Genomic DNA, 11708 nt, shown 5'->3' with positions numbered 1-11708 from the left:
ACCGCGGCGAGTTCCTCGAAGAAGGCGGCCGCGATCGCCTCGGTCACGGAGTCCTGGAGCACCGGCCCGCCGGGCGTCCGGCGGGTGGGCGTCCGGCGTGCGGGCTGCTCGGGGGCGCCGGGGGGCGGGGGCCGGGGCGCGGGTCTTCGAGGGCGACCTCTTCACGGCGGTGCCCGCCGGGTTGCGCGGCCGGGTGGACGTGCTGATCGCCAACGTGCCGTACGTGCCGACCGGTGACCTCGGCCTGCTGCCGCCCGAGGCGCGGCTGCACGAGGCCAGGCCGGCGCTGGACGGCGGGGCGGACGGGCTGGACGTGCTGCGGCGGGTGGTCGCCGAGGCGCCGCGGTGGCTGGCGCCCGGCGGGTCGCTGCTGTTCGAGACCAGCGAGCGGCAGGCACCCGCGGCCCTCGCGGTGACCGGGGCGGCCGGGCTGGTGGCGCTGGAGATCCGGCAGGAGGACCTGGACGCCACCGTGGTCACCGCGACCAGGCACTGAACAGCCGCGTCGCGAAGGGGACTTCGGGATCGACCGGAGCCCGGCCACCGCACCCCCGTGACGGTGGCCGGGCCCGGCCGGTCAGAGGTGGGTGCCGTACACGTGGTCGACCGGGATGGTGAGGAGCACCCGGCGGTCGGTGACCATCGCCTGGCGGTACTCCGCCCAGTCGGGGTGCTCGCCGGCGGCGCGGCGGTAGTAGTCCACGAGCGCCTCGACCTCGGGGCCCCCGGGGTCGGTGCCGGGACCGGTGAGGGCCGCCACGCCCTCGGCGGTGACCCACGAGCGGCCGTCGGGGCCGGTCACCTCCAGGCTGGCCCTCGGGTCCCGGCGCAGGTTGACGGTCTTGGCCAGTCCGTCCCGGGTGGAGATCAGGAGGGCGTTCGCCTCCCGGTCGTAGAACGGCAACACGGGGGAGAGCTGCGGCCGGCCGTCCGCCTTGATGGTGGCGAGGACGCCCAGGCGGCTCTGTGCGAGCAGCGCGTACGGATCGAAAGGTGTGGCGGTCATGGGAGCATGATCGACCTTCACACCGGTGTGAAGGCAAGGCCGCCACGCGGGCCGGGTGTGCGGGGGCCGGAACTCTCCGGGCATTGTCGGTGGCGGCTGGTACGTTCCCGCGCATGAGCAATCACGTGCCCTTCACGGGTGGGGAGAAGGAAAGCCTGCACGCGGCGCTGGACCGGCACCGCGACGCGGTGCTGTGGAAGCTGGAGGGGCTGGACGACGAACAGCTGCGCCGCCCGATGACGCCTTCGGGGACGAACCTGCTGGGGCTGGTGAAGCACCTCGGCGGCGCCGAACTCGGCTGGTTCCGGGAGGCGTTCGGCCGGGAGAGCGGACCGCAGCCGTTCGACATCGAGGCCGACGAGGCCTCCGACATGCGGGTGGAGCCGCACGAGTCGACGGCCGACATCCTGGCGTTCTACGCGCGGGCCAGGGCCGGTGCCGACGAGGTGATCGGCGAGCTCGCGCTGGACGACCTCGGCACCTCCTGGTCGGGCAACACCGTGTCGCTGCGCTGGGTGCTGATCCACATGACCACGGAGACGGCGAGGCACGCCGGGCACCTGGACATCCTGCGCGAGCTGATCGACGGCGGGACGGGGGACCACGACCGGAGCTGACCTGGCCGGCCCGCCTCAGTCCGCAGCCTGCACTGTCCCGTTCCGGACGGCCCGGGCCAGCGCCCGTGCCGTGCGCCGGACGTCGGCCTCCGTGGTGCGCCAGTTGCTGAACGCCGCGCGCAGCGCGGGGCGGCCGGCGTAGCGGGTCGGGGTGAGGAAGGCCTCGTCGGACAGTCCGGCGGCGAGCGCGGCGAGCCGCTCCGGGGTCGGGTCCGTCGTCAGGGTGAAGCAGACGACGTTCAGCCGCACCGGGGCGAGCAGTTCCAGGCCCTCGGTCCGGGCGACCTCCGCGCCGAGCGCCCGGGCGCCGGCGATGCAGCGCTCCACGATCTCCCGCTGCCCGGAGCGGCCGTACGCCCGCAGGGTGAACCAGGCGGCGAGGGCGCGCAGCCGGTGCGAGTTCTCCGGCGTGAGGTGGACCAGGTCGGGGTGTTCTCCGAGAGGGCCGAGGTAGGCGGCGGCGTTCCGGAACACCCGGGCCTGGAGGTCGGGGCGGCGGGTGAACTGCACGGCGCTGTCGTACGGCACGTTGAGCCACTTGTGCAGGTCGACGCAGACCGAGTCGGCGAGGTCCAGCCCGGCCACCAGCTCCGCGTGCTCCGGCGACAGCGCGGCGAACGCGCCGAACGCGGCGTCCACGTGCAGCCAGAAGCCGTAGCGCTCGCGCAGGGCGGCGATCGCGCGCAGGTCGTCGAAGTCGACGGTGTTGACGGTGCCCGCGTTGGCCACCACGACGCACGGCCCGTCGGCCTCGGCCAGCGCCCGCTCCAGCGCGGCCACGTCCACCGCCTCCCGGCCGGGCAGCACGGGCACCGTGCGCAGCGCCGCCCGGCCCAGGCCGAGTACCGACAGCGCCTTGGCGACGCTGGAGTGCGCGCTGCCGGACAGCACCCGGACGCGGCCCAGCGCGCCGGCCCCGTCCTCGGCGACGTCGACGCCGAGCCGCTCGCCCAGCCACTCGCGGGCGACGGCCAGCCCGACCGTGTTGGACATCGTGGCGCCGCTCACGAAGGTGCCGTGGTGCGTCGCCGAGAGCCCGAACAACTCGCGCAGCCAGCCGACGGTCTCCCGCTCCAGCTGCTGACCGGCCGGGTCCAGCGAGGAGTTGGAGTTCTGGTCGTAGGCCGAGGTCAGCCAGTCGCCGGCGAGTGCGGCCGGCGTCGCGCCGCCCGTCACGAAGCCGAAGTAGCGCGGCCCGGCGCTCGCCGACAGCCGTGGCTCCCAGCGCTCCGCGAACTCGGCCAGCGCGGCCCGTGCGCCGCCGCCGTCCTCGGCGAGCCCGGCCCCAGCCGGTGGCTCCGGGTGCGGGACCACGGGCCGCTCGTCGAGGCCGGCCAGGAAGGCGAGCGCCCGCTGCCGGGTCTCCTCCAGGACGTCGGGCAACCGGCCGAGATCGGCGGCGAGTTCGGGGTGCATGCTGGTTCTCCGTTGATCGACAGTGCGGCCGAGGCTAACGGCAGGGGGCGGCGGAGTCCCGGTCCAATCCGGCCCGGGTGGCCCGCGTCGGGTTCTCCGCCCCAGGGCTCGTCTTCAAACCCCCGCCTGCGGGGGTTTGAAGACGAGCCCTAGCAGAAAGTCCGGCGGCCCCGGAGCGAATCCCGAAGGAACTCACATCCTTCGACTCAAAACAATCCCTGATGGGCATTTTCCGTCGGCCTCTTGACCGCTCCGGAGCCATCGGATGATGATCACCGTGCACCGCGAACGAGCAGATGTTCCATGGTCGGACGGATTTTCGATCCGAGACTTCAGGGAGGTGCAGGGCTGTGCGTTCCACCACCGCTCCAGGGGCGGCCCCCGTCGCGCCGGGCCGCCTTCCGCTGCTGGGCCACCTGCCACAACTGGCCGTCAGACGAGTGGAATTCCTGCAATCGGTCAGGGCGCGCGGCGAGATCGTCAGGATATTCCTCGGCAATCGGCCGGTGTACCTCCTGAACTCGCCGGAGGCCGTCCACGACGTCATGGTGACCCAGGGGCGGAAGTTCGGCAAAGGGCTGCTGTTCGACGTCGCCAGGCCATTCATCGGCAACGGCATCATCACCTCCGAGCGGGATTTCCACCGGCGCCAACGGCGCGCCCTCCAGCCCGCCTTCCACCGGGACAGCATCGCCGGGTGCGTCAGCACGATGACCGGCATCGCCGAGGAACAGGTGTCGTCCTGGCGCCCGGGCGAGGTGATCGCCATGGACCTGGTGCTGCGCCGGATGATGACGGCCATGCTCGTCTCGACCCTGTTCAGCACCGAACGGCCGGACGGCGCGGCGGCCGTGGCCGAACTGGGGGAGCGGGTCGCCGAGCACCTGACCACCGTCATGCGCGGGGTCTTCGTCGGCACCCTGCTGCCCGCGTCGGTCGCCTCCTCGCCGTTGCTGGGGCACCGCAGGTACCTGTCCGCGGCGGCGGCACTGCGCGAACTCGCGGACGACGCCGTCCGGCAGGCCAGGCGGGACCCGGGCGACGGCGGCGACCTGCTGTCCGTCATGTTCGCCGGCACCCCGGGGAATCCGCAGGGGATGACCGACGTGGAGGCCCGCGACGAGCTGCTGTCCCTGCTCATGGCCGGCGCCGAGACCACGTCCACCACCCTGGCCTGGGCGCTCCACGAGATCGGCCGGCGCCCCGAACTCACCAGGCGGATCAAGGCCGAGTGCGACGCGCTGCCCGACGGCGCCCTGCCCGGCGCGGCGACGCTCCCCTTCACCGAGCGGTTCCTGCGCGAGGTGCTCAGGCTGCACCAGCCCAGCTGGCTGCTCATGCGGCGCGCCCTGGAGCCGGTACGGGTCCGCGGGGCCGACCTCCCGCAGGGGGCCGAGCTGATCTACAGCGCCCTGACGATGCACCGGGACCCGGCGTACTACCCGGACCCGCTGCGGTTCGACCCGGACCGGTGGCTCGACCGTACCGAGCGGGACCTCCCGGCGGGCGCCTACGTCCCGTTCGCCCTGGGCAACCGGAAGTGCATCGGGGACCACTTCGCGATGACCGAGATGCTGGTCGCCCTGCGCTCGATCGTCTCGCGGTGGCGACCCCGGCCGGTCGCGGGGCACCGGGTGCGACCGGTGGTCCACGCGCTGATCCGGCCCAACGCGCTGCCCATGCGCGTCTCACCCTGGCCGGCCGGCTGAACCGGCCCCGTTCCCGGAGGTGCGCCACACCATGACATCGACGGCAGAGACCCTCGCCGCAGGCCCGGGCCCGGCCCCGGGCCCGTCCGCCCCGGCCGCCGATCCGGGCGTCCCCTTCCCGCGCCGGATCAGTCCGGACTTCCGGGACGCCCACGACCGCCACCTCGCCTGGCCGCGGTCCTTCGGCTTCCTGTCCACGGAGGCCGAGCGGGCCCACCACCTCAAGGGCCAGTTCCCGCTGATCGCGGCCATGTTCTACCCGAACGCGACCGGAGCCGAACTGGACCTCGGCGTCGACCAGCAGAGCTGGTACTTCCTGTTCGACGACGCGCTCGACGAACGGTGGGGCGAGTCGCCCGAGCGGGTCCGCAACGTCGTCGGACTCGTCCGGGAGGGCGTCACCGGCGCCGCGTCCCCGCTGCCGCTGGCCGCCGCCTTCGCCGACATGCGGCGGCGCAGCTGCCAGGACATGCCCGAGGACTGGATCCGGCGGTCGGCGGCTCACTGGACCTCCTACCTGGAGCACCACGTCCACGAGGCGCACAGCCGGCAGGCCGGCACACCCATGCCGCTGAGCACGTACCTGCGGGTGCGGCGCCACACCATCGGGGTCGCACCCGTCGTCGACCTCGCCGAACGGCTGTCCTCGTGCGTCCTGCCGGACCACCTGTACGCGCTGCCGCACCTGTCGGTCATGCGCGAGATGACGAAGACCTTCATCATCTGCGACAACGACCTCGTCTCCCTGGACAAGGACGAGGCGCTGGGGGAGCGGAACAACCTGGTGCTCTGTCTGGAACGGGACCACGGGCTCTCCCGGCCGCGGGCGGTCGACCGGGCCCTGCGCCGCCGGGCCGAAGCGCTGGAGCTGTTCACCGGCGCCCACCGGGCCCTGCTCGACGCCACCTCGGCCGGCCACCTGGACCCGGCCGAGCGCGACCTGCTGCACCGCTACTGCACGGAGGCGCTGCAGACGACCATCCGCGGCGCCCACGACTGGCACCACGCCTCCACCCGATACCACGGGTAGGGCGGCCAAGGGCGGGCCGGAGCGACCTCCGGCAGGGGGCGCGCCCCCGCGTCCCCCGCGCCTCCCGCGCCTCCCGTCCCTCGACCGCGTGCCCGGACCGATCCAGCTGAGGAGCCCGCACCATGCCCGACCACCGCCCGGCGTCCTTCGTCGCCTCCGAACGGGACCTCACCTGCCCGTTCGACCCGTCGCCCGACCTCCGCCGGATGACCGGGACGGACGGCCTGCCACGGCTGCGGGTGTCCCACCCGGTGCGCGGCGGGATCGAGGCCGTCGTCATCACCCGGTACGCCGACGTCCGGGCCGCCTTCGCGGAGGAGCGCCTGGTGACGGGCGACGGCATCGACCCGGCACTGCCGCGCACCCTGTTCAACCATCCGGGGTTCCTGCCCGCCTACAGCGGCCCCGAGCACGCCCGGCTGCGCCGGATGCTCACCGGCAGCTTCACCGTGCGCCGGGTCGAGGGGCTGCGGCCCGCGATCGAGAGGATCGTCGCCGACCACCTCGACGCCATGGCGGAGCGGGGGCCGGTCGTCGACCTGGTCGAGGCGTTCACCCTGCCCATCCCGTCGCTGGTGATCTGCGAGCTGCTCGACGTCCCGTACGGGACCAGGGCGATGTTCCAGCGCTGCTCCCAGGTGATCATGGACGGGACCGCCGACGCCGCACAACTGGTCGCCGCCTCGGAGGAGTTGAACGCGGCGATGGCGGACATCGTCGCCCGCAACCGGGCCACCCCGGGGGACGGGGTGCTGGGGGAGGTGGTGCGGCAGCACGGCGCGGAGCTCACCGACGAGGAACTCGTCGGCTTCGGCACCACCCTCCTGGTCGGGGGACACGAGACCACGGCGACCCAGCTCGCCCTGAGCGTGCTGGCCCTGCTCCGCCACCCGGACCAGCTCGCCGCCCTGCGCGACGACCCCGCGGTCACCGGCACGGCGGTGGAGGAACTCCTGCGCCATCTCGCCATCCCCGCACCGCTGCTGCGCACGGCCGTGGCCGACGTCGAGATCAACGGCCACCGGATCGCCGAGGGCGAGCACGTCCTGCTCTCCCCGCTGACCGCGAACCGCGATCCGGGCCTCGTCCCCGAGCGCCCCGACGACCTCGACGTGCACCGCCGCCCCGTCGCCCAGCTGTCCTTCGGCTTCGGCGCCCACCAGTGCCTCGGGCAGCAACTGGCCCGGCTGGAACTGAGGATCGCGCTGCCGGCCCTGCTGCGGCGCTTCCCCGACCTGCGCCTCGCCGTCCCCGAGGCCGACCTCCGCTTCCGTGAAGGCTCCACGGTCTACGGCGTCGAGGTGCTCCCGGTCACCTGGTGACCGCCCGGCCGGCCCGGCCCCCGCGCGCCGCACAGGATGTTCAGCGGGCGGCGGCGCGGGGGAGTTCGGCGCCGCGGACGGCGGGGGAGGCGAGCGCGAGGACGGCGCCGAGGCAGGAGAGGGCGCCGCAGCCGGCGAAGACCGGGGCGGTGCCCCAGGCGCCGATGGCGGCGCCGACCAGCGGGTAGCTGAGCGGGGCGATGCCGACCATGGTGAGCATCGTGACGGAGGTGACCCGGCCCAGGTAGGCGGGGTCGGCGGCGGTCTGGATGAGGGTGCTGTCCAGGCTGCCGAAGACGCCCGCGCCCAGGCCGACCAGGGCGGCGATGACGGCGGCGGTCCACAGCTGGGGGACCAGGGCCATGGCCGCCGCGCCGACGCTGCCCGCCAGCAGGGTCCCGGCCATGGTCAGGCCCGCCCGGGGAATCCGGCCGACGACGGCGAGCAGCGCGGCGCTCGCGGCGGCCCCGGCGCCGAAGCAGCCGACGATCCAGCCGAAGCCGGACGGGCCCCAGCCGCGTTCGGCGTTGAGCAGCACCATGCCGACGTTGAGGGTGCCGGTGAGGCCGAGTTCGCAGACGGCGCCGGCGACGACGAGCGGGCCGATCAGGCGGTGGCGGCGGATGTAGCGCAGCCCGTCGAGGAGGTCGGCGCGCGCGGTGTCGTCGCCAGGAGGGGTGTCGCCCGCCGGGGCTTCGCAGGAGGGGGCTTCGAGCGGGCTGATCCGGACGGAGAGCAGGAGCGGCAGGGAGAGCGCGAACAGCAGGCCCGCGGTGGCGAACGCGGCGGCGGGGCCGCCCAGTCCCATCGCCAGGCCGCCGAGCGGCGGTCCGGCGATCTGGCCGAGGCGCATCGACAGCGAGCGCAGGCCGGTGACCCTGGCCAGCTGGTCAGGGCTGGTGATCCGGGGCGGGAGAGCGCCGACGGCGGGGACGAACAGCGCGTCCACGGCGCCGAAGACGAGCGCCACCGCGACCAGCAGCCAGAGCGCGGGCGTGGTCAGCGCGATGGCGGCGGCCACCGAGAGGATGAGCAGGCAGCGCGCCGCGTCGCTGCCGAGGATCACCCGGCGCGGGTCGAGCCGGTCGGCAAGGACGCCCCCGCCGAGCATCAGCAGGGCGCGCGGAGCGGCGCCGACGGCCATGACCAGGCCGACCTCGGCGGGGCCCGCGGACCGCTGGGCTGACCAGCCGAGGGCGGCGAAGTAGACGCCGTCGCCGATCAGCGAGGCGGTGTAGGCGGCGAGCCAGCGCAGCACGTTGCCGTCGCGGTGGGCGGGCGGTGTGGCAGGCGGTGCGGCGACGCGGCCGGGAAGGGGTGCTTCCGCGAGGGTCATCAGGGGCTCCGACGGTTCGGGGACCCGGCTGTGCCGGTGTCAGGGGCGGAAGGGGAACCCGTACAGGTGGACGGACACGTGCTCGCGGCCCGCGGTGTCACCGGCCGTCCTGGCGGCCTTGCCGCGCTCCCGCCAGCGCCGCGAGAGGGCCTGCAACTCCTCTTCCATCTCGGCGAGTTCGGCTGCGGTGAGGTCGAGCAGCCACTCGGAGCTGAAGGCCGCGTCGGTCCACTCCCTGCCCCAGGCGGCGCTCTGCCCGAGGTAGGCGAGGTACTGGGCGGAGCGGAAGTCGACCAGGCCCCTGGTGATCGTGCCGACGACGGCGGCGCCCTCGGGCGTGCCGGCGAGGTCGGACTCGCGGAAGCCCCAGCCCTCCTCGGAGGCGACCTGCCACCACCGCTGCCGACCGTCGGTGCTCCGGCCGCTCGCCTCGGTCACGAAGCCCTGCTCGGCGAGCTTGCGCAGGTGGTAGCTGACCAGGGACGGAGCCTGGTCGACCTGCTCGGCGAGCTGTGATGCGGTCGCGCTGCCGGTGGCGTAGAGCAGGCGGTAGAGCTGCATCCGCAGCGGGTTGGTGAACGCCTTCAGACGGGACAGGTCGGTGATCCGGTCGGGCCGGGGCTTCTCGGGCATGCGTCGACGATAGATCCGAAGGAAAAGTTGCGCAATAAAAATTTTGGATTCTTCGAAGGTGCTCGCCGAAGAGGTGACGGGACGGAAGACGGGCGGTCAGCGCAGGGTGACCTCGCGCGGGCCGTTGAAGGGAGCCAGGGAGAGGACGGTCTTCGGGGTGCGCAGGGCGTCGTGCTCGGTGAAGAGGCGGCGGACGGAGGGGAGGTCGACGGGGCCGGTCGTCAGGTGGGCCACCTCGTCGTAGGGGCTGTGCGGCGTGGTGGTGGAGGCGGTGCCCCAGGTGTCCCAGGCGAGGGTCTCGGTCTTGTTCAGGGCGGCGAGGTCGAGCCTGGTGGAGTGGGCGACGAACCAGTCGCCGTTCAGCGGGCCCTCCTGGGGCGGGTGGACGCCGAAGGAGCCGGCGGCGGCCCGGCCGCTGCGGATGGCGCGCCAGGCCTGGCCCGCGACCAGGAAGCGGTCGCGCGGGACGTCCATCGGATCGAAGTCCACCCGCAGGTCCGCGGCGACCCTCGGGTCGGCCAGCTGCGGGTCCGCGAGCAGCCAGCCGCGCCGGTCGTCCCAGTACTCGGTGGCCACGTGGTCGGCGTGGAAGCCGGCCGGGCCCAGGTAGTCGGCGAAGCCGCAGCGCAGCCGGGCCGGGACGCCGACGTGACGCAGGAAGGAACAGTGCAGCAGGGCCAGGTCGCGGCAGACGCCGACGAAGCGGTCGGCGGGCGCGCGGGGGTGGGTGAGCGGGGCCGGGTCGCGGTCGGTGATCAGGTCCAGGATGTCGTCGAGGTAGCGGGTCTCCGCGTCGTGGTGGAGGCGGTTCGCCGGGATGTGGTGGTGGAACAGCCGGCCTTCGAGGCGATGGATGACCAGGTTCCGGGCGATGCGGGCGAGTTGGCCCGGAATGCCGGGGAGGTCGGCGTAACGGGGGAGATGGGTGCCGGGGTCGGAGAAGACGCTCTGGCCGAGGTAGAAGGCGGGGAAGTCAGCGGAAGGCATGGGAGAACTCCCAGGAGGCTTCGGCCGCAGGATCGATGGCTGGGCCGCTGCTCCTCACCGTGGCAAATTTTCGGGGTGATTGTCCAGAAGAGCCGGACGGGCAGGGGTGGTTCGGCCGATCGGGATGGTCCGGCGGGTAGGGGTGGTGCGGCCGGTAGGGGTCGGCCGGACGGGAGGTGTCGGCCGGGAAGCGTGGGCGACACGCGGGCAGGAACGTCCCTGCACCGTCGCGTCGGGCCCGGGGGGTGCAATGGCGGCACCCGACTCGTCATCAACAAGGGGGAGGCCACCCGGTGGAGACCAGGACGAAGGACGAAGGCCCGGTCCGGGTGCTGGACGTGGCGAGCGCCGACTACCGCCGGGCGTTCGAGCTGTTCCTGGCCGGGACGGACGAGAAGCCGGTCACCCACGCCCGGCTGGGCGAGATCGCCTCCGCCCTGCCGCGCCGCAGGGTGCTGCTGGACCTCGGCGCGGGCGACGGCCGGACCACCGCCTACCTGAGCCGCTCCTTCGAGCGCACCATCGCGGTGGAGCCCAGCGCGGCGATGCGCGAGAAGCTCGGCGCCGCCTGCCCCGACGCCCTGGTCCTCCCGGAGCCGCTCGACCGGGCCCGCCCGCCGGAGCCGGCCGACCTCGTCCACCTCTCCCACGTGCTCTACTACGTGCCCGCGCCGGACTGGCTCGGCACCGTCACCCGCGCCCTGGACTGGACGGCCCCCGGCGGCACCCTCCTGGTCGTGCTCCAGAACCCGGAGAGCCCCTGCATGCGGATGGCCGCGCACTTCACCGGCGTCCGCTACGACCTGGGCCCGCTCGCCGACCGCCTGCGCGAGCGGCACCCGGAACACGGCTACGCCCTCGAAACCCTGGACCTCCACTACCGGGCGCCCGGACTGGCCGAGGCGGTGGCCGTCGCCGAGTTCATGGTGAACGTCGCCGACCTGGCCACCCTCGAACCCCGCCCCTCCCGTGCGGCGCTGACCGCCTACGTCCAGGAGCACTTCGCTCTTCCCGGGGGCGGCTACGCCATCGGGCACACCCAGGACATGCTCATCATCCGCCGGGCCGACGGTTCCTGAGCCGCCTTCCCCGGTCGCCTACCGTCCGTCCTCCCGCAGGGCGCGCTGGACGGCCCGCAGGGCGGTGGCGGACTGCTCCCAGCCGTGCCACCAGAACAGCCCGCCGCGGTGGCTCGCCTCGGCGGCGAGCGCCGTCAGATGGGCCCACGGGCCGGGCGGGATGCCGAACCGGGGCCGGGCGGCGAGCTCGCTGGCCGTCTCGGCGCCGACCGGGACCATGCCGAGCAGCGGGAACGGCTCGCCGTCCGTGGTCCGGCCGGTGCCGTGGAGCATCGGGTGCAGGGTGATCGGGTCGAGCAGCAGGGCGAGGTCGGCGGACGGCACGGGGGCGGGGCCCCGCTGCCAGCCGAGCCGTCGGCCGCTCTGCCCGGCCCCGGGGACGGCCCGGCCGTCCAGCGTGACGCCGTCCGCGGCGACCCGCAGTTCGGCGCCGTCCGGCCGCGCGGGCAGCTGGTCGGCGGGAACGGGGCGCTGGAGACGGTCCGCTCCTCGGCGCAGATCGCCGGGCCCGGCCTCGGCGGCGGGCTGGTCCAGCTGCTCGGGGCGCCGCTCGCCATCGTGGCCGACGCCTGC

At 74.1% G+C, this 11708-nt stretch carries 11 protein-coding genes and 1 pseudogene; 6 read left to right on the top strand and 6 right to left on the bottom strand.

Going from position 1 to position 11708, the window contains the following annotated elements:
• A pseudogene (locus BU198_RS28030) lies at positions 1–496 on the top strand (hypothetical protein); the annotation flags it as partial.
• Positions 497–577: 81 nt separating this feature from the next.
• Here the strand turns inward: BU198_RS28030 and BU198_RS28025 are convergent.
• The gene (locus BU198_RS28025; RefSeq protein WP_188299661.1) at positions 578–1006 is read right to left on the bottom strand and encodes a PPOX class F420-dependent oxidoreductase; all 429 of its coding nucleotides are present in this window, start codon (positions 1004–1006) and stop codon (positions 578–580) included.
• Between the two features lie 113 nt (positions 1007–1119).
• Between BU198_RS28025 and BU198_RS28020 the strand changes: the two genes are divergently transcribed.
• On the top strand, positions 1120–1623 hold the full coding sequence (locus tag BU198_RS28020) for a DinB family protein (protein WP_188299660.1): 504 nt from the start codon (positions 1120–1122) through the stop codon (positions 1621–1623).
• A 15-nt stretch (positions 1624–1638) separates the two neighbouring features.
• Here the strand turns inward: BU198_RS28020 and BU198_RS28015 are convergent, their stop codons facing one another.
• Positions 1639–3039 (bottom strand): pyridoxal phosphate-dependent decarboxylase family protein, encoded by a 1401-nt coding sequence (locus BU198_RS28015; RefSeq protein WP_188299659.1) that lies wholly within the window; start codon positions 3037–3039, stop codon positions 1639–1641.
• A gap of 350 nt (positions 3040–3389) precedes the next feature.
• Here BU198_RS28015 and BU198_RS28010 point away from each other — a divergent pair, with 350 nt between their 5' ends.
• From BU198_RS28010 to BU198_RS28000, 3 genes are all read left to right on the top strand, one after another.
• A complete protein-coding gene (locus BU198_RS28010) occupies positions 3390–4748 on the top strand; it encodes a cytochrome P450 (protein ID WP_188299658.1) in 1359 nt (452 codons plus the stop codon).
• Positions 4749–4779: 31 nt separating this feature from the next.
• Positions 4780–5778: a terpene synthase family protein gene (locus BU198_RS28005; RefSeq protein ID WP_188299657.1), complete on the top strand. Its 999-nt coding sequence runs from the start codon at positions 4780–4782 to the stop codon at positions 5776–5778.
• A gap of 122 nt (positions 5779–5900) precedes the next feature.
• Positions 5901–7100: a cytochrome P450 gene (locus BU198_RS28000; RefSeq protein ID WP_188299656.1), complete on the top strand. Its 1200-nt coding sequence runs from the start codon at positions 5901–5903 to the stop codon at positions 7098–7100.
• 40 nt (positions 7101–7140) lie between these two features.
• On the opposite strand, the gene BU198_RS27995 is transcribed toward BU198_RS28000, so the two are convergent.
• From BU198_RS27995 to BU198_RS27985, 3 genes are all read right to left on the bottom strand, one after another.
• The gene (locus BU198_RS27995) at positions 7141–8436 is read right to left on the bottom strand and encodes an MFS transporter (RefSeq protein ID WP_188299655.1); all 1296 of its coding nucleotides are present in this window, start codon (positions 8434–8436) and stop codon (positions 7141–7143) included.
• Between the two features lie 39 nt (positions 8437–8475).
• Positions 8476–9069, bottom strand: coding sequence for an ArsR/SmtB family transcription factor (locus tag BU198_RS27990; RefSeq protein ID WP_188299654.1), 594 nt, complete (start codon positions 9067–9069; stop codon positions 8476–8478).
• Between the two features lie 96 nt (positions 9070–9165).
• Positions 9166–10056, bottom strand: a complete 891-nt coding sequence (locus BU198_RS27985) for a transglutaminase-like domain-containing protein (RefSeq protein WP_188299653.1) — start codon at positions 10054–10056, stop codon at positions 9166–9168.
• Between the two features lie 293 nt (positions 10057–10349).
• Here BU198_RS27985 and BU198_RS27980 point away from each other — a divergent pair, with 293 nt between their 5' ends.
• Positions 10350–11135, top strand: coding sequence for a class I SAM-dependent methyltransferase (locus BU198_RS27980; RefSeq protein WP_188299652.1), 786 nt, complete (start codon positions 10350–10352; stop codon positions 11133–11135).
• An 18-nt stretch (positions 11136–11153) separates the two neighbouring features.
• Here the strand turns inward: BU198_RS27980 and BU198_RS44335 are convergent.
• A partial coding sequence (locus BU198_RS44335) for a hypothetical protein (protein WP_411293242.1) occupies positions 11154–11708 on the bottom strand: 555 nt, incomplete at its 5' end.

It is taken from the genome of Streptomyces sp. CBMA156 (assembly GCF_014596515.1).
Classification (GTDB): domain Bacteria; phylum Actinomycetota; class Actinomycetes; order Streptomycetales; family Streptomycetaceae; genus Kitasatospora.
The sequence above is the reverse complement of the archived record's forward strand: the minus strand, read 5'-3'. Positions and strand labels throughout refer to the sequence as shown.